This window comes from Streptomyces sp. FXJ1.172 (assembly GCF_001636945.3).
Lineage (GTDB): Bacteria > Actinomycetota > Actinomycetes > Streptomycetales > Streptomycetaceae > Streptomyces.
The window spans coordinates 8365594-8383536 of record NZ_CP119133.2 but is presented as its reverse complement, the minus strand read 5'-3'; the positions used below and the strand labels follow the sequence as shown (position 1 = coordinate 8383536).

Annotated in this window: 14 protein-coding genes; 7 read left to right on the top strand and 7 right to left on the bottom strand. The window is 71.1% G+C overall.

What is annotated here, in order from left to right; all coding sequences use genetic code 11:
• Positions 1–204: 204 nt before the first annotated feature.
• Positions 205–1758, bottom strand: coding sequence for a helix-turn-helix domain-containing protein (locus A6P39_RS37855; RefSeq protein WP_067054515.1), 1554 nt, complete (start codon positions 1756–1758; stop codon positions 205–207).
• A gap of 242 nt (positions 1759–2000) precedes the next feature.
• On the bottom strand, positions 2001–2123 hold the full coding sequence (locus tag A6P39_RS37850) for a hypothetical protein (RefSeq protein WP_267893387.1): 123 nt from the start codon (positions 2121–2123) through the stop codon (positions 2001–2003).
• Positions 2124–2320: 197 nt separating this feature from the next.
• Here A6P39_RS37850 and A6P39_RS37845 point away from each other — a divergent pair, with 197 nt between their 5' ends.
• From A6P39_RS37845 to A6P39_RS37830, 4 genes are all read left to right on the top strand, one after another.
• Positions 2321–2545 (top strand): hypothetical protein, encoded by a 225-nt coding sequence (locus A6P39_RS37845; protein ID WP_067054517.1) that lies wholly within the window; start codon positions 2321–2323, stop codon positions 2543–2545.
• A 92-nt stretch (positions 2546–2637) separates the two neighbouring features.
• Positions 2638–3258 (top strand): L-threonylcarbamoyladenylate synthase, encoded by a 621-nt coding sequence (locus A6P39_RS37840; protein ID WP_067054519.1) that lies wholly within the window; start codon positions 2638–2640, stop codon positions 3256–3258.
• Between the two features lie 122 nt (positions 3259–3380).
• Positions 3381–4136, top strand: coding sequence for a dienelactone hydrolase family protein (locus A6P39_RS37835; protein WP_067054521.1), 756 nt, complete (start codon positions 3381–3383; stop codon positions 4134–4136).
• 175 nt (positions 4137–4311) lie between these two features.
• Positions 4312–5511: a glycoside hydrolase family 64 protein gene (locus tag A6P39_RS37830; RefSeq protein WP_234379217.1), complete on the top strand. Its 1200-nt coding sequence runs from the start codon at positions 4312–4314 to the stop codon at positions 5509–5511.
• A 53-nt stretch (positions 5512–5564) separates the two neighbouring features.
• On the opposite strand, the gene A6P39_RS37825 is transcribed toward A6P39_RS37830, so the two are convergent.
• Entirely contained in the window at positions 5565–7982 is a 2418-nt protein-coding gene (locus A6P39_RS37825; RefSeq protein WP_067054523.1) for a M4 family metallopeptidase, read from the bottom strand.
• A gap of 288 nt (positions 7983–8270) precedes the next feature.
• Here A6P39_RS37825 and A6P39_RS37820 point away from each other — a divergent pair, with 288 nt between their 5' ends.
• From A6P39_RS37820 to A6P39_RS37810, 3 genes are all read left to right on the top strand, one after another.
• On the top strand, positions 8271–9011 hold the full coding sequence (locus A6P39_RS37820) for an SDR family NAD(P)-dependent oxidoreductase (protein ID WP_067054525.1): 741 nt from the start codon (positions 8271–8273) through the stop codon (positions 9009–9011).
• Between the two features lie 122 nt (positions 9012–9133).
• Positions 9134–10636, top strand: coding sequence for a metallophosphoesterase family protein (locus tag A6P39_RS37815; RefSeq protein ID WP_067054527.1), 1503 nt, complete (start codon positions 9134–9136; stop codon positions 10634–10636).
• Between the two features lie 77 nt (positions 10637–10713).
• Complete coding sequence (locus A6P39_RS37810; RefSeq protein WP_067054529.1) at positions 10714–11760, top strand: LLM class flavin-dependent oxidoreductase; 1047 nt, start codon at positions 10714–10716, stop codon at positions 11758–11760.
• A gap of 36 nt (positions 11761–11796) precedes the next feature.
• Here A6P39_RS37810 and A6P39_RS37805 read toward each other — a convergent pair whose 3' ends face one another.
• From A6P39_RS37805 to A6P39_RS37790, 4 genes are all read right to left on the bottom strand, one after another.
• Positions 11797–12318: a peptidoglycan DD-metalloendopeptidase family protein gene (locus tag A6P39_RS37805; RefSeq protein WP_067054531.1), complete on the bottom strand. Its 522-nt coding sequence runs from the start codon at positions 12316–12318 to the stop codon at positions 11797–11799.
• A 40-nt stretch (positions 12319–12358) separates the two neighbouring features.
• Positions 12359–13240 (bottom strand): peptidoglycan-binding domain-containing protein, encoded by an 882-nt coding sequence (locus A6P39_RS37800; protein WP_067054532.1) that lies wholly within the window; start codon positions 13238–13240, stop codon positions 12359–12361.
• A gap of 37 nt (positions 13241–13277) precedes the next feature.
• Positions 13278–16886, bottom strand: coding sequence for a hypothetical protein (locus tag A6P39_RS37795; RefSeq protein ID WP_159396190.1), 3609 nt, complete (start codon positions 16884–16886; stop codon positions 13278–13280).
• A 194-nt stretch (positions 16887–17080) separates the two neighbouring features.
• Entirely contained in the window at positions 17081–17809 is a 729-nt protein-coding gene (locus A6P39_RS37790; RefSeq protein WP_067054536.1) for a PASTA domain-containing protein, read from the bottom strand.
• Positions 17810–17943 lie beyond the last annotated feature (134 nt).

Below are 17943 nucleotides of genomic sequence, written 5' to 3'. Positions count from 1 at the left end.
GACGGCGGCGAGATCACGCTGCGTCAGCTCGCGGAGATGTCCGAGATCATCGCGCCGGCCGCCCACCCCCAGGACGGGTTCCCGTGCCGGAGCGCGGGGCCCCGACCGGTCCCCCGTTCCGGTCGTGCCCCGCGGAACACTGAACTTACGTGCGATACCGGCTGCGGGCTAGCGCACCGGTGCCCGGCGCGGCCCGCCCGGCACTCACCCGTGCACAGGTGCGTCCGGTTGGTCCGGATTCGCCATGCCGAGTTCCGGGACGGGCAGTTCACCGGCGACCAGGTAAGCGAGGACGGCCTCGTACAGATCGGTGCCGCCGGCCGTCAGCCGGCGTTCCAGAACGGGTTCTGCCGCCCGGACGTGCTCGCGTACGGTCTGGGCGTGGACGCCGAGCGCCTGGGCCGCGCGTTCGGCGTGCGCGTCGGCGGCGATCCAGACGCGCAGGGTGGTGCGCAGGTCCCGGCCGTCCCCGTCGAGCCGGCCGAGGAGACCGTCGGCCCAGGAGCGCAGGGCGCGGGTACCGAGCAGTTCCTTCAGCTCGCCCCCGGCCGGCGGATGGGACGGGGGGCCGCCGGGGCCGCACGGGCCGTGCGCCGCCTCGGTGTTGAGCGCGAGGTGGGCGACGGCGCGCACGGCCAGCCGGGACAGGTCGGCGCCGAGCAGCGTGGCGACCCGGTCCATCCGGGCGCGGACCGTGTTGCGGCTGACGCCGAGCACCTTGGCCGCGCTCACCGCGGTGAACTCCAGCCCCAGCCCGGTGGTGGCGAGCAGCTCGGCGTGTACATGGTGCGGCAGCGTGTCCAGCGGGCGCAGCACTCCGGCGGCCCAGGCGCACAGCCCGGCCGGGTCCATGAGCTGGGCGGGGCGGGTACGGGCGGCGTAGACCGCGGACCGCTCGGGCCGGAAACGGGCGACCGCCAGGGCGGTGACGGCCTGGCCGTAGGCGGTGGCGGTCAGTGCGAGGCGCTGGCGGGGGCTGCCGCCGAGGAAGGTGCCGGGCCGGCCGGCCACTAGGGATCGCAGCTGCTCGCCCACCTCGGACGACGGGCCGACGACGATGACGTGGCCGTCCACCGCGGGACAGCGCACGACGAGCGCCCGGCCGTCGGTGGCGTCCGCGCAGGCGTCGGCGAGCCGGTCGCGCTCGGCGGCGGTGGTCTCCACGACGTACACACGGGCGCTGTCCTTCTCCAGCAGTCCCGGCCACAGCCCCGCGGCGACCCGGCGAGCGGAGACGGTGTCCTCCACCATCAGCAGTTGCAGGATCGCCAGCCGCAGGTCCGCCGTGGCCTGCCGCAGCCGCCGCCCCGACTCCGCCAACTCCCGCTCCCTGAGCAGAAGTTCCACCACTCCCGCGGTGTGTTTGAGGATTTCGGCGGTGTGCCGGTCGAAGGGGGTCGGCCGGGCCACGGCCAGCACGGCGCCCGCGGCCGGGCCGGGCCCCGGGCGCCGTATCCCGACCAGGCGCACATGCCGTACGCCGTCCTCGAGCGCCGCGGCGGCGACCCGGCCGGCGGCGACGTCGGCGACCAGGGAGGCGTCGAGCGGCAGGCGTTCACCGGCGAGCAGGCCGCCGTGCGCGTCCTGCAGGCACACCGTCGCTCCGGTGTTGCGGGCGAGCCAGGTGACGAGGCGGCCGAGATCGCGTCCGGCGGGCCTCAGTTGGCCGAGCAACTGTTGTGCCCAGACACCGTCGTCGCCGTCGCCGCCGCCGTACGGCTGCGCGAGTACCCGGTCCTCTTCCGGTCGGTCGGTCACCTGCCTTTGCCCCTCCTCGTCTCCGCGTTGACCTGGGCATACGCTGCGGCAGGTTACCCGAAGGGGCCCGCTCGCGTCCCCTGGCGCGGGACGCGGCTCCGCCGACGGCCCTGGGGGGTTTCGGGCCGCCGGCGCAGACGCGGCGCCCGGGGCGGGGGGGTGCCCAGGGCGGCTCACCGGTCGGATGCCCGTGAATCGGGGAAGTACGCGGGAGGCTGCGGGGGACTTTCGGGGCGGCCGGGTCACAGGTGGCTCACTCCGTCTCGCCCGGCGCCGCCCCCGCGCCCGTCCCGGCTGCCGCGAGGGGCCGCGCCCGCCTGGCACAGGGCGTCGGTGACCAGGGCGGCGGCGTGCAGGCCCGCCACGAACGCCCGGTCCCTGCCCTCCGGCCACGGCCGCGTTCAGCGTGTCCGGCATGGTCCTGGAGACCGGCGCGCCGCCCGTCGCCCCCGGTCTTCGCGTCCTTGGCACTTGGCACTTGACACTTGGCGATCACGGCAACGGGCCCGTCGAGCCGGCCCCCTGCGGCTGGGCGCAGAGGCCAGTGGACAGGTGCGGGGCAGTGTCGTGCCGCAACGTGGCGCAGCGCGCCGAGGCGGCCGTGCGGCGGTTCGGGCCTGACCTGACCCGGCCCGACCTCGCCGGGCCGGACCTGGCCGCGGGCGACGCGCCGGTCCAGGGACCGGTGCCGTGCGGCGATGCGGTCGGCGAGTGCCGTGGCGACGCTGCCGACGTCCCGCCGCCAGGCGCGGGTTCGGGCATGACGGCCGCGGCAGGCATGGCCTGACAGGCATGCCGCACAGGTGTGACCGCATGAGTATCTCGCAACAGGCCCCGGGGCTGCGCGTGCCGCACCCGGCGACGGCATAAGCTCGACGGGTGGCGAAGTACTTCGACGTGCACCCCGACAACCCGCAGCCCCGCAGCATCGCCCAGATCGCCGACGCTGTGCGCTCGGACGCGCTCATCGCATACCCGACCGACTCCTGTTACGCGCTGGGCTGCCGGCTCGGCAGCAAGGACGGCATCGACCGGATCCGCTCCATCCGCCATCTCGACGACCGGCACCACTTCACGCTGATGTGCCGGGACTTCGCGCAGCTCGGCCAGTTCGTGCGGGTGGACAACGACGTCTTCCGGGCCGTGAAGGCGTCCACACCCGGCAGCTACACCTTCATCCTGCCGGCCACCCGCGAGGTGCCGCGCAAGCTGCTGCACCCGAAGAAGAAGACCGTGGGCGTGCGCATCCCCGACCATGTGGTCACGCAGGCGCTGCTGGCGGAGCTGGGCGAGCCGCTGCTGTCCAGCACGCTGCTGCTGCCGGACGAGGAGGAGCCGCTGACGCAGGGCTGGGAGATCAAGGACCGGCTCGACCACACGGTGGACGCGGTGGTGGACTCCGGCGAGTGCGGCACCGAACCCACCACGGTCGTGGACTTCTCGGGCGGTGAGGCGGAGATCGTCCGGCGCGGCGCCGGGGACACCAGCCGCTTCGAGTGACGGCAGGGGCCTGAGGGGACACCGGTGCGGCGCCGTTGATCTTGCGTGACAGCATGGTTGCAGCCCAGGCGCCGGGGGCGACCGCAGTCCGGCGCCCATTCCGCAAGGGAGGCCTGCTCACCATGACCGAACTGCAGCGAACCGACCTCGACATCCAGACCGAGGACGGCGTAGCCGACGCCTACCTCGTCCACCCCGCGGACGGGAACCCCCGTCCGGGGGTGCTGTTCTACCAGGACGCCTACGGCCTGCGCCCGCACCTCAAGAAGATGGCGGACCGGCTGGCCGCCGCCGGCTACGCGGTGCTGGTGCCGAACGTGACCTACCGCCTCGGCCGGGCCCCGGTCGTCGAGCTGCCCGAGTTCATCGACCCGGGCGCCGACCCGACCATCTGGAAGAAGCTCGGCCCGATCGTGTTCTCGCTCACCCCGGAGCTGATCGGGCGGGACTCCGCCGCCTATCTGCGCTGGATGGCCGACAGTCCGCTGGTCGCCGACGGGCCGGTCGGGATCACCGGCTACTGCATGGGAGCCCGGCTCGCCCTGTGGACGGCGGCGGCGCATCCGGACCGGGTGGCGGCCGCGGCCGGGTTCCACGGCGGCGGGCTCGCCACCGACGATCCGACCAGCCCGCACCTGGGCGCCCCGCGCATCACCGCGGAGGTGTACTGCGGACACGCCGACAACGACCACTCGCTGCCGCCGGAGCAGATCGAGCGCTTCGAGAAGGCCCTGACCGATGCCGGGGTCCGGCACACCTGCGAGGTCTACCCGGGCGCGCAGCACGGCTACACCCAGGCCGACACCCCGTCGTACGACAGGGAGGCCGACGAGCGGCACTGGGCGGCGCTGCTCGGCCTGCTCGAGCGCACCTTCTGACACCGGCTCACACACCTGACCGCGACCGGCTCCCGGCGCCGCCGCACAGCGGGCGCCGGGAGTCGATCTCGTTCCACGCATTGACATGGACGCGGCGCGGCACGAGTCTGAGAGCGCTCTCAGACAGGTACGGACCAATATCCGTACGACCCCGACCCCACACGGAGGTAGGAGAGTGCCGCACACACTCACACGCCCCGCACTGCCCCTGGCGGCCGCCGCGGCCCTGGTCGGCGGCGTACTCGCCCTCGGCGCCCCGGACCGCGCCGGCGCCGCCGTCCCGGACACCGTCCCACTGAAGATCACCAACAATTCGGGCCGTTCCGAGCCCGTCTACGTCTACGACCTCGGCACCCAGCTCTCCTCCGGACAGCAGGGCTGGGCCGATGCCGGCGGTGCCTTCCACGCCTGGCCGGCGGGCGGCAACCCGCCGACACCCGCACCGGACGCGTCGATAGCGGGTCCGGCCCCGGGCCAGTCCACGACGATCCGGATACCGAAGTTCTCCGGCCGGATCTACTTCTCCTACGGCCAGAAGCTGGACTTCCGGCTCACCACCGGCGGCCTCGTCCAGCCCGCCGTGCAGAACCCGTCCGACCCCAACAGGAACATCTTGTTCAACTGGTCCGAGTACACGCTGAACGACTCCGGGCTGTGGCTCAACAGCACCCAGGTGGACATGTTCTCGGCGCCGTACGCGGTCGGGGTGCAGCGGGCCGACGGCAGTGTGAGCACCACCGGGCATCTCAAGTCCGGTGGATACACGGGCTTCTTCAACGCCCTGCGCGCACAGCCGGGCGGCTGGGCCGGGCTGATCCAGACCCGCTCCGACGGCACGGTGCTGCGCGCCCTGTCCCCGTTGTACGGCGTGGAGACCGGGGCTCTGCCGGCGGGCGTGATGGACGACTACGTCAACCGCGTCTGGCAGAAGTACGCGACGACGACGCTGACCGTCACGCCGTTCGCCGACCAGCCCGGCACCAAGTATTCCGGGCGGGTCTCGGGCGGCGTCATGAACTTCACCGACGCCTCGGGATCGGTCGTCACCAGCTTCCAGAAGCCGGACGCGGACAGCGTCTTCGGCTGCCACAAGCTGCTCGACGCGCCCAACGACAAGGTCCGCGGGCCCATCTCCCGCACGCTGTGCGCCGGTTTCAACCGCTCCACGCTGCTGACCAGTTCGAACCAGCCGGACACGACGCCGGCGGACTTCTACCAGGACGCGGTGACCAACCAGTACGCCCGCGCGGTCCATGCGCAGATGGCCGACGGCAAGGCCTACGCGTTCGCCTTCGACGACGTCGCCGACCAGGAATCGCTGGTGAACGACGGCAATCCGCAGCAGGCGTACCTCACGCTGGATCCCCTGAGCTGACATGCCGCGGTCCCGCACCCCTCGGTGCGGGACCGCGTCGTAAGCGTGATCGCTCAGCCGGTCGTCAGGGCGGTGTCGTCCACGACGAAGCTGGTCTGCAGCGAGGAGTCCTCCACGCCGTTGAACTTCAGCGTGACCGTCGAGCCCGCCAGGGAGGACAGGTCGAAGGACTTCTGGCTGTAGCCGGAGGCCGCGTTGAGGTTCGAGTAGGTCGCAAGGGTCTTCGAGCCGGCGGTCACCGTCAGCTTGTCGTACTGGGTGCCGGTGGTGGTCTCGGCGGTGTCGATGTGCAGGTAGAAGGTCAGGGTGGCCTTGCAGCCCGCGGGGATCGTCACCGACTGGGACAGGGTGTCGGTGTGCGAGGAGCCGTACCCGTCCAGCCAGGCCTTGTAGGAGCCGCCGTGGGCCGCCTCACCGGTGTCGGTGGTGATGACCCCGCTGGTGGCGCTCCAGCCGCTGCTCCCCGACTCGAAGCCGGGGTTGGCCAGCAGCTGGGTCGAGGTGCAACCGCCGCCACCACCACTGGAGTTGACCGTCCACGTGAAGGTCGCGGTGCCGGTCGCCCCGGTGGAGTCGGTCACGGTCACCGTGGTGTTGTAGGTACCCGCGGTGGTGGGCGTGCCGGCGATCAGGCCGGTCGAGCTGTCGATCGACAGGCCCGAGGGCAGCCCGGAGGCGCTGTAGGTCAGGGCACCGCTGTTGGTGCTGCTCGCCTGGACCTGCAGACTGACGGCCGTACCGGCGGTCGAGGTCTGGTTGCCGGGGCTGGTGACGGTCACTCCGCTGCCGGGCGGGGTGATGTGGCTGCCGACGTTGATGCCGGCGAAGGCGTTGCCGACTCCCGCGTACTGCGTGGAGTTGGCGCCGTACAGGGCGGCCGCCGCGTTCAGGGCGGCGGTGCGGGCGCCGGCGTAGTCGGTGCTCGACGTCATGTACGTCGTCAGGGCCTTGTACCAGATCTGCAGGGCGGCGGCCCGGCCGATGCCGGTGACGGCGACGTTGTCGGAGGTCGGGCTGTTGTAGGTCACGCCGTTGATGACCTTCGTGCCGCTGCCCTCGGACAGCAGGTAGAACATGTGGTTCGCCGGACCCGAGGAGTAGTGCACGTCGAGGCCGCCGACGCCCGAGTACCAGGAGTCGGCGGAACTGCCGTCCTTGCTGGGCTTGTCCATGTAGCGCAGCGGGGTGCCGTTGCCGTTGATGTTGATCTTCTCGCCGATGAGGTAGTCACCGGGGTCCGAGCTGTTGTTGGCGTAGAACTCCACGCCGGTGCCCATGATGTCGCTGGTCGCCTCGTTCAGGCCGCCGGACTCACCGGTGTAGTCCAGGCCCGCGGTGTTGGCGGTGACGCCGTGGCTCATCTCGTGCCCGGCCACGTCGAGCGAGGTCAGCGGGTCGTTGTTGGCGGAGCCGTCGCCGTAGGTCATGCAGAAGCAGCTGTCGTCCCAGAACGCGTTCACGTACGCGTTTCCGTAGTGCACGCGGGAGTACGCGCCGACGCCGTCGTTCTTGATGCCGCTGCGGCCGAAGGTGTTCTTGTAGAAGTCCCAGGTCTCCTGCGCCCCGTAGGCGGCGTCGGCGCCCGCGGTGGCCGCGTTGGACGTGGTGCCGTCGCCCCAGGTGTCGTTGGACTGCGAGAACAGCGTTCCGGTGCCCGAGCTGCCGTGGTTCAGGTTGTACGTCTTGTGACCGCCGCGCGTCCCGTCGGTCAGCGTGTACGTCGAGCCCGACTGGGTCGTGGTCAGCGTGACCTGCCCGCTGTAATGGGTGTTGCCGGTGCCGGTCTTGATCCCCTGGTACCGGTACAGCTCCTTGCCGGTGGTGGCGTCGGTGATGACGTGCAGCTGGCTGGGCGTGCCGTCGTCCTGGAAGCCGCCGACCACCGTTTCCCAGGCGAGCTTCGGGGTGCCGGTGCCGGCCCAGATCACTTTGCGGGCGCTGTCGGTGGTGGCCTTCTTGGCGTCGAGCGCCTTGGCGGCCTTGAGCGCCTTGTTCTCGGCGGCCGACTTGGTGAAGGTCGCGGTGGTGGAGGCGACCTTGATCCTGTGCTTGTTGTTGTAGGTGGCGCTCACGGTGCCCACGGCCAGGGAGGCGGGCGGGGTGTGCACGATCAGGTCACCGCCGAGGACGGGCAGGCCCGCGTAGGTGCGCTCGTAGCGGGTGTGCACGGTGCCGTCGTTGTCCTTGACGACGTCCTTGACGACCAGCTTCTCCTGCGCGCCGAGCCCGAGGCTGCGGGCGGTGGCGCCGGTCTGCAGGCGGGCGCTCTTCATCAGCGCCTGGTGCTGGGCCGGGCTGAGCCTCGCCTCCAGGCTGCCGGTGCGCAGCGGGCCGGGGTGGGCAGCGGCGGGCTTGGCGCTCGCCGGGGAAGCCTGGATGCCTACGGCAAGGAAGGCTGCGGTGGAGATCAGGGCGGCTCCGACCGTGGCGCTCTTGCGACCTCTGTGGGGAACGGGTCTGTGGGGTCTCACTCGTACTCCTCCTGCTGCGGCCGCCGGGTCGCGGCCGGTGACAGACGGGCAGCCGGGTCTGCTGCCCGGGTGAGCTGAGCTGTGCGGAACGGTGATCCGTGCGCACACCGCAGAAGTGCGGTGTGCCGGGGAAGAATTGCAGCGTTGACCCGCACATGTCAGTCACGGTGAGGGCATTCGAGGGTTTTCCCTCTACCCGGGCCGCTGATCAGGCCGGACGGAATCCGGGACTCCGGCCTCCGACGCCGTGGACGGGCGCACACAGGGCGGATGACATGATCGACGATCATGAGGAGCGAACAGAGCGATCGGCCCGTTGCCCTGGTCACCGGGTCCACGTCCGGGATCGGGGAAGCCGTCGCGCGGCGCCTGGCGGCGGACGGCATGCGCGTCGTCGTGCATTCACGCAGCAGTACGCGGGCCGGCGAGGCGCTGGCGGCCGAGCTGGGCGGCGCGTATGTGCGGGCCGACCTGGCGGTGGAGGAGGAGGCCCACGGTCTGGTCGAGGCGGCGCTCGGCCGGTACGGGCGGCTGGACGCGCTGGTGAACAACGCGGGCATCAGCCGGCCGATCCCGCATGCCGACCTGGCCGCAGCGACACCGGCGGACTGGCGGCACCTGCTGGAGGTCAACCTGATCGCGCCCTGGGTCCTGTGCACCGCGGCGCTTCCGGCGCTGCGCACCTCCCCGGGCGGGGGCGGCATCGTGAACGTCACCAGCCACGCCGGGGTGCGGCCCAAGGGCTCGTCGGTGCCGTACGCGGCGAGCAAGGCGGCGCTGAACCACGTGACCCGGCTGCTCGCGGCCGCGCTCGCACCCGACGTACGGGTCAACGCGGTGGCCCCGGGCCTGGTGGACACACCGATGACGAAGGACTGGACGAAGGCCCATGAACTGTGGCGGGACCGCGCCCCCATGCGCCGCCCCGCCCAACCCGCCGACGTGGCCGACCTGGTGGCCTCGGTACTCGCCCACACCTACCTCACCGGCGAGGTCGTCCTCCTCGACGGCGGCCTGAACCTGACCTGACCGCCGGCCACGGTGCGCAGGCCGGTGGTGAACGCGGTGGCCCCGATGGCTACGGCGACTCCGCCCCGGACCCGACGGGCCCCGCCAACCTCCGCTGACCGGCGCGTTGTTACCGTGCACTGGTGTCTGACTCCTCACGCGATACCGCCCAGGGCGCCGGCTGGGGCTCGGCCGAGCCCGGCGCCTACAAGCAGTTGATGCCGGACCACGTCGAGAAGGTGTCGTGGCTGAACCCACGCACCCTGTGGGCCGCCCGCAACGGTGTACTGGCGACCTGGTTCGGCGATCCCACCGGGCACACCCGCAGCCGCTGGGTGGCGCGCCGGGAGTCGGCGGGGGCACCCGCGGACAAGGTGATCACACGTGAGGTTCCCGACGCCTTCTCCTTCATGGTCATGGGGGACACCGGCGAGGGCGACGACCCCCAGTACGCCGTCGTGCCAGGTTTTCTGAAGGTGAGTCAGGACACGGAGTTCGCGGTGATCGCGAGCGATGTGATCTATCCGGTCGGCAGCGCCGCCGACTACGGCACCAAGTTCTTCCGCCCCTACCAGGACTATCCGGCGCCGGTCTACGCGATACCCGGCAACCACGACTGGTACGAGGATCTCGGCGCGTTCATGCGGGTGTTCTGCGCCGACACCCCGCCGCTGGATCCCGAGCCCCGCCCCCGTCCGCTCACCCGCGCCTGGTGGCGCGCCCTGCTGTGGCACCGGCCGGGTCCGACCGACGAGCAACGGCTCGCGGCGGCCCGTGAGTTGCGCGCGGCTCCCGGCCAGCGGGCCACGCAGCCGGGGCCGTACTGGGCGATCGACGCGGGACCGGTGCGGCTCGTCGGCATCGACACCGGCCTGCTGGGCACGCTCGACGCCGAGCAGGGCGCCTGGCTGCGCGAGGTGTCCCGGGGGCCCAAGCCGAAGATCCTCATCACCGGCTCGCCGCTGTACGTCGACGGCGAGCACCACCCGTGCGCCATCGAGGGCGGCGGCACGGTGGACGACATCGTCCGGGACCCGGAGCACCACTACGTGGCCGCGATCGGCGGCGACATCCACAACTACCAGCGCTATCCGGTCGACGTGGAAGGCCGCACCATCCAGTACGTGGTCTCGGGCGGCGGCGGGGCGTTCATGCACGCCACGCACACCATCCCGCGCGTGTCGGTCGGCGGGGTGACCGAGCGGGACTTCCGCTGCTATCCGCTGCGCGGCGACTCGCTGGCCTTCTACAGCCGCCTGTACGGCCGCCGGCTGCGCCTGCCCCGCCTCTTCACCCTGAGCGAGTCCGAGGCGACGGCCGTCGTCGCCGAGCGGCTCGCTATCGAGCCGGGCCGCGCGCCCGCCCCCGACGCCCGGGTGACCCGGCGCGCCCGGCTGGTCGCGAGCCTGCTCGGCACCGGCGGCCGCCCGGACCGTACGTCCCGCTTCCGGCTGCCCGTGCGCAAGACGTACACCTCGCTGCTCTCGCCCGGCTCGGCGACCTACAGCCCGCCGTTCTTCAAGTGCTTCCTGCGGCTGGACGTCGCCCCGGAGGAGGTGCGGCTGCGCTGCTTCGCCGCGACCGGCAACCGTGCGCAGGAACTCGATCCCCCCGTCGAGGACGAGGTCGTCATCCCGCTGAAGTGATCAGAAGTGATCACATAGTTGTCACATTGGCCTGCGAGAATCGGGGCAGAGCCGACGTACGACCGCTGGAGGAGCCCGTGCCGTCCACCCCTCGCCCGCTGCGCAAGCTCGGCTTTCTCACGATCGGCCTGTTCGACGCGGCGGATCCGGCCCGGGGTCACGAGTCCACGCTGAAGATCATCGAGCTGGGCGAGCAGCTGGGCTTCGACAGCGCCTGGGTCCGCCACCGGCACCTGCAGTACGGCATCTCCTCCCCGGTGGCGGTCCTGGCGGCGGCCTCCCAGCGCACCCGGCGCATCGAGCTGGGCACGGCGGTGATCCCGCTGGGCTGGGAGAACCCGCTGCGCCTCGCCGAGGACCTGGCGACCGTGGACCTGCTGTCCGGCGGCCGGCTGAACCCGGGCGTGAGCGTCGGCCCGCCCATGCACTACGAGCAGGTCAGGGAGGCGCTGTACCCGGACACCGCCGACGCGGAGGACTTCTCCTACGAGCGGGTGAGGCGGCTGCTGGACTTCGTGCGCGGCAAGCCCGCCACCGACTTCAGCGGGGCCGAGGGATTCGAAGTGTTCTCGGACGTCGTACAGCCGCACTCCCCCGGCCTCGGCCGGCGGCTGTGGTACGGCGGCGGCAGCCTCGGCTCGGCGCGCTGGGCCGGCGAGCACGGGATGAACTTCCTGACCAGCAGTGTCGTCAAGGCCGAGAACGCCGAGGACACCACGAACGCCGACGGGGAGCCGGACTTCGCCGCTATCCAGCTGGCCCATATCAAGGAGTTCCGCGCCCACCATCCCGACGGCGAGGCGGCCCGGGTCTCCCAGGGACTGGTGGTGATCCCCACCGACTCCGCGAGCCCGGAGCAGCGTGCCAAGTACGAGGCGTACGCGGCCGGGCGCCTGCCGCGCACGACGTCCCCGCAGGGCCCGGCCCGGCTGCTGTTCGCCCCGGACCTGGTGGGCACTTCGGCCCAGATCGCCGAACGGCTGCACGCGCATGCCGCGTTCCGCGAGGTGGACGAGGTGGCGTTCGCGCTGCCCTTCGCCTTCGAGCACGAGGACTACGTCCAGATCCTCACCGACATGGCGACGAAACTGGGCCCGGCACTGGGCCGGCGGCCGGCCGGCTGATCGCGCGTGGTCGCTGCGGGCGAGGTGCGGCGCCGGTCAGTTGACGACCGGCGGTGTGCCGTCCTGCATGAACGTCACGGTGGTGACCTTGTCCGTGTTGGCCGTGTCCAGGAAGAGCTGGTACAGGTCGACACCCTGGTAGGTGCCGTTCGGTGCCCCGCCGATGATCTCGACCAGTGCCAGATGGACATGCGGGGACGTCGGGTCGAACCGGAGCACGGTGCCCAGCAGATCGCCCCTGCTGATCGAGGACCCGACGGCCAGGTCCGGCGGCACATCGGTGAGATGCGTGTAGAAGCCGCCCATCATGTCGTTCGGTGCGCGCATGAACAGCTGGGCGCCGTAGACCTTCTCGGTGTCGGCGGAGGGGTCGTCCGGCGTGAACTTGGTGATGTGCGCGTCGAAGGCGGCGAAGATCTCTGTGCCCCCGTCCGCCCCCAGATCCATGCCGAACTGGATGTACCACTTCGGCGGCTGGTGGTCGCCGAAGTTCGGTCCGCCGACACCACCGGTGAATCCTGAGGGGAACGGATGCGAAAGATCGATGTCGAAGGACATGGCTGATCCTCTCTTCTTCTCACGTGACACCGTGAACGGATCACGCGGACAGCACGTTGAATCCCGCGTTCGCGAGCTGGGAACTCAGCGCGCTCACCGTGGCGGGGTCGTCGGACCGGCCGTTCGGGTCGAGTCCGTTGGCCGTCTGGAACGCCTGGACCGCGGCCTGCGTCTGGGGTCCGTCCGCACCGTCCTGGCGACCCGGTTTGAATCCCAGGGCCAGCAGCGCGCCCTGCACGTCGAAGACGTCGGACAGCTGCATCGCGATCTGGTCCACGGGCTGACCCTGGTCCGCGACGAGCTGAGCCAGCTGGAAGTGCTCCCGGTCGAGCTTGTTCCTGATCTGGATGGTGCCCTCGTCCGGGGTGAAGTGGCACTGGTCGGCGGCGCCCTTCCAGTCATGGTTGGCGACGGCCGCCCGGAACATGGGGAAGTCGTTGAGCGTCGGCCCCAGCGCCCAGCACATGCTCAAGGTCGCCAGTTGCGCATTGGCCGGCCAGCTGGCGAAGTCGCTGAACTCGGAACGGGAGAGGAGTACGGACTCCATCTGGTCGAGTTTGGCGAACACGTTGCGATCGATCTCGCTGTCGTCCAGGTGCAGCTTGGTCATCGGCGGCTGGAAGGCGTTGTGTCCTTCGGACGCCTTCTCCAGGTGCCCCTTGACGGTGTCCCAGTCGGCGGCGACCTGATCGGCCGTCGCGTCCGAGCCGTCGTCGTTGACGATCCAGTGGAGTTCTCGCGCCTCGGCCAGCGATTGCGACCGCTCCGCGTCGGTCGGCGCCGAGTCCGCGTGCGCCGTCTCGTCGATCTTGTTGCCTATGCCGGTGCTCACCCAGCCCTTCTGGTCCAGGTACATGTAGTTCACGCGGCCTTCGAGCGGATCGTTGAACTGGATCCAGAAGTTGTGGACGCTGTCGAACATGATGTGATCTCCAGAAGCTGCGCTTTTCCTTGGTCGGTCAGTGGTGGCCGAACCCGCCGTGGCCGTCATCCGGCCCACCGGGCCCGCCGTGGCCGTGGTGCCCGTCGTCTCCCTCGTCGCCGCCGCCGTGCTGTGCCGGGACGTCGACGGTGTCGCAGTAGACCACCGGGCCCAGAGGTGTGGACGGCGTGGTTCCGTCGGCCGGTATGCCCTCGGTCTCCATCACGAGGAGGCGCAGCGGCACCCCGGGCCGTACGGCCGGACGCGCGACCTGGCCGGTGTAGAAGGGCCTGTGTGAGGACTCGGCGTCGATCGAGGTCAGCTGCGTGGCCGTGTCCTCGAGGGTCACCCAGCCGAGGTCGTCGTCGGTGGTGACGTCGTGCCTGCGCTGCAGCGTGGCGGTGATCCGCGGCGCAGTCGAGCCGGTGGGATCCCAGGAGGGTCCGGTGAGGCTGACCGCGATCGAATCGCCCGGCGTGACGGTCGGTTCACGGTCGGGCAGGATGCGTACCAGGTCGGCGAGCACGACCGGCGAGATCTCGGCCCGCTCGATCGAGTCCGGCTGGTAGCGGACCAGGGCGAGCCGGACGAAGGGCAGACAGGCGTCCCCGGTGTCCAGTTCCAGGTCGCAGAACCAGCGCCCGCCCGGCTCGTCCTTGTCGAACTGCGGGGTGAAGCCCACGACCGTGACGGTGAGCGTGCCGGACGGTGTGGGGAGTTGAAGAGGACCGGAGGACCGCTCGGCGTTGGTGAAGACCTCCGCGGTCGGGAAGACCACGGGTGCGGAACGGTGCACGGGATCGCGGCCCATCAGGGTGACCCAGGCGTCCTGTGCGGCGGCCGGATCGCCCCCGGGGGGCTGGCCGAGGACCACGCCGAGCAGTTCGCCGTCTCCGGAGGAATACCAAGGGCGGTCCAGATACACCCGGACACCGCCGCCGTGCCGACGCTGGACGATGGCACCGGACGGTCCGGTGGCGCGCTCCAGGGACAGGGTGGGCACGCAGTACAGCAGCCGCGGTGCTGCGGGCGGGGCGCTGCTGGGCACCGAGACTTCCTGCGCTGCTCCCTGTACGGAGAGGGGCGCCGGTGCGGACGGGGCTCCCTGGGCGGAGGGGTCGTCCTGGGCGTGGTCGGCGAACTGCGCGGGAAAGCAGTCGCGGAACCCGCTGCCGGCCAGGGGGCGGTACCGCACCCTGCGGTGTTTGAAGGGGTGCTGCCGTTCGGAGACCGAGAAGCGGAAGCCGACCGGGGACGAGTCGTCGATGGGAATCGTCAGCTCGGCGCCCAAGGTGAGGTTCGACAGGGTGAAGGCGCCCAGCGCGATGGAGGGAAGGGCGAGTTTGTAGCCCGCGGAGATCTTCGTCGGCTGGACGTCCACGAAGGCACCGGCGCCGAAGACGTCCGCGGGCAGGGCATCGCGGAGCGTGTTGATGAACTCGAGGTCATTGGTGAACTTCACCGCCAGGCCGGAAGCCGTCACGTCGGGCTTCCTGCCGGGGCCGGCTTTGAATTTCACCTCGGCGAAGTCCACTTCGATGTCGCCGAAGGCCAGGCCGAAATTGGTCAGGCTGCCCTCGACGGTGGTGTTGTCGACGGCGGCCTGCGAGCGGACGGTGTGGGCGTCCAGGGTCAGCGTGGGCTGGGCCGGCAGAGGGGGCGCCGACACGAGGAACCCCGTTGGATCCGGCGTCGCCAGCTTGGTCTTCCACACGTAGCGCAGTTCCTTGCCCTGCCCGTCCGCCAGATCACGGACGCGCAGCACCGGCGCCGGCAGCACGCGGTTCGCGTCGCCGAGGATTCCGGCGATCTGTTCGTCGCCGAGGTTGCGAAGCTGGTTGAGGTCGTCCTTGACGACAGCGCCCAGGATCTTGGACAGCTCGATGAGGCCGAGCAGCTTGGCCCCGTCGAAGGCCTGCGTCATCTGCGTCGGCGACAGCCCGTTGCCGTCCGGGCCGAAGACGTCCGGGACGGCACCCGCCTGGCTGGTGATCACTGCGAGCGCTGCCTGCGGAGCGGCTAGGCCGCCGGCCTTCTCCGCCCCCATGGCCAGGGGGAGCGCGGGTTTGAGGTCCAGGTACGCACCTGCGGGATGCCCCGCCATGGTCTGCTGGAGATAGGTCGGGTTGAATTCGACGGTCAGGGGACCGGCGTTCGGGAGGAACTGTTCGACCGCGTGGACTCGTACCGATGCGGCGGACACATGAGGCAGGCCGATCCCTCCGAACCCGAAGGTCAGGGTGTCGACCGCGTGGGCCGTACTCCCTGACGCGCCGTCCGGAGGCTCGGCCATGGCCATCGTCTGGCCCAGCAGCTCCCGCCTCATGCGGGGGTGTTGCGGGTCCGGGTCCGCTTCTGCGAGCCGCCTGCCCACATCCGCCTCGGCGTCGTCCAGCCCGTCGGGCACGAAGACCAGGGGCATCTTGAACGTGACCTTCCGGCTGCCCACCACCTCCCGGTCCGTCCCGATCAGGGTGAACAGATGGTCTTCACCGGAGTCCTGGAGCTGCACCCAGAAGGACGTGCTGTCCTTGAGCGGCCTCGTCGGGCCTTCGGGCTCCGCCGACGGCGGATCCGGCGGCTTGATCGGCGGGGTGACGCGGTCGGTGATACGGAGCACGCTGAACGGCATTTCGCGTCCGTCGTGCGGGTAGCCGGACCCCGCTCCGTACCGGACCTCCGGTTGCTTCACGATGACCCGGTCCTGCCGCTGCAGGAAGGCGACGATGCCGCCGTTCGGGTCGCCGGCGAACAGCCTCCTGAACTCCTTGACGTGCGAGACCTCGTGCCCTGTGTTCAGCCGGCCGCGTCTGACGACGCGTATGTACTGGTCCCGTCCCAGGCCCGTGATGTGGTCGTACGCCTCCAGGTCGGGTACGCGCAGCCCGGCCTCCGCCAACTCCCCTTTGGCGGTGTCCGACGGTGCCGGCCAGGCGCCGTGCAGATGGGCCGAGGAGCCCAGCGGCGTGACGATGAACTGCTCGGACCGCAACGGTGCGCTGGGGATGTCGATCGGCGGCCTTCCGGGAACGGTCTGTTCGGCCCGGCTGGTGAGGGTCACGATGTCCTGCAGGTCCTGGACGGCCAGCGGGCTGCCGTCGGGCAACGGCCCCCGGCCCTGGACCGACGCGAAGGCCCGTAGCAGCACCTCCCCGTCCTGAGCGCTGCCATGCAGCCGGGCGTGCCACAACGCGGTGCGCCCGCCGAGCTGTTGGGGACCGGGCCGGATCACCCACTCGACCGGCTCGTCGTAGGTGATCAACAGCCGGGTGGGGAACTCGATGACGCTTCTGGGGATGCTCTGGAACACCGCCTGCCCGGCGGCGTCCGGGGCCGTCAGTCCGACCGGTACCGTCATCGCCACCAGGCTCGCCCAGTCGAGCAGCGAGTCCAGTGACGGGTCCAGGCCGTCCAGGGTGGCCGGCACCGAGAAGGCCAGGGTGGTCGGGCCGGCGGTGACGGCGGACACGGAGCCGGCGGGCACCTGCTCGAAGGCCTGCTCCAGCACGTGCTGCGGCGGCAGCCCTACGACCACGAGCGTGGGTACGGCCGAATCCTGCCGCACCAGGCGACGGCCGTCGAACCGCAGATTGACGAGGCTGACGTCCACGACGAGCATGTCCGCGGGCCGCACCACCAATGACATGACGAACGCCTCATCCGGGATGGTCAGGGTCGTGGATGGGGGCGCTGCCGCTCGCTCGCTTCCATGCTCGCTCCGGCGGCGCGTTCTCGCCACCGGAACCCGGGTGCGGCAACCGCAGGCGCCGCCGCTCGTACTCCCCGGGACGGCGGCAGGTCCGTCCGCCGCCGAACTCGTGGCGGACCCACGGCAGTTGATCAGGCGCCAGGCTGCCCGGCGGGGGGCTGCCCGCCGCCGGGCTGCCCGGGCTGCTCCGTCGTACTCGGCTCCCCCTCAGCCTCAGCGGAGGCGGAGGCGGAATAGCTCACCTTCACCGCCGTACCCCTCGGCGCGGTCGCTCCCCTGGCAGGGTCCTGACGTGAAATGGTCGCCGGCGACGTGGCCGGTCCCGAGCCGGGCGCGAGGTCGAGCTTGAGCGATGTCCTGCCCAGGAGCGCGGCGGCCTGTTCCTCCGTGCAGTTGATCAGGTCGGGGACGACTTCCTCTCCGCCGAACGCGGCACTGAGCACGTCCTGGCGGGCCTCCTCGGCGTGTTTGCCGGAGAAGTAGAAAGCGATCGTGGCCCCGGCTGCCGCGGCGAGCGCCCCGATCAGCGTGCTGCGGAGGTTGGCGTCCTGTACCGCGAACGCCACCGCGCAGAACACCAGGAGGCCGGCGACGAGAGCCAGGGCGATCCAGCTGCGGACGATGCCGTCCTGCGACGCCGAGCGGCTCGGCACGAGGGACCGGGCGACCATCAGGATCACCCCGATGAGCGCGAGGGCGCCCAGGAACAGCCACAGCAGAACCTGGATGTGCCCCCAGGAGATCACGGCCGGATCGCCGCTGGTTCCGGAGGGGCTGGGCGAGGCGGCGCGCGTCGGCGCGGCCCTCGCCATCAGCCAGGCGCCAACGGTGTTGAACTGAACTGAACGGAGAACCAGCACGGTTGCGTCCTCCTTTCCCCGCTCCCGCCCCCCTCCATTCCCCGCTCCCGCCCCCGCTGTCGAGTCTCGCCCCGAGGTGGTGGGTCCGCAAACGGTACCCCGGGGGTCGGCGCCGGCCTCGGCCGATGTTCCGG

Excerpts from the sequence above, each read along its gene's own strand:
- A6P39_RS37805 (WP_067054531.1), bottom strand. The coding sequence starts at position 12,318 with ATGTCCTTCGACATCGATCTTTCGCATCCGTTCCCCTCAGGATTCACC.
- A6P39_RS37820 (WP_067054525.1), top strand. The coding sequence starts at position 8,271 with ATGAGGAGCGAACAGAGCGATCGGCCCGTTGCCCTGGTCACCGGGTCC.
- A6P39_RS37800 (WP_067054532.1), bottom strand. The coding sequence starts at position 13,240 with ATGTTCGACAGCGTCCACAACTTCTGGATCCAGTTCAACGATCCGCTC.
- A6P39_RS37795 (WP_159396190.1), bottom strand. The coding sequence starts at position 16,886 with ATGTCATTGGTGGTGCGGCCCGCGGACATGCTCGTCGTGGACGTCAGC.
- A6P39_RS37835 (WP_067054521.1), top strand. The coding sequence starts at position 3,381 with ATGACCGAACTGCAGCGAACCGACCTCGACATCCAGACCGAGGACGGC.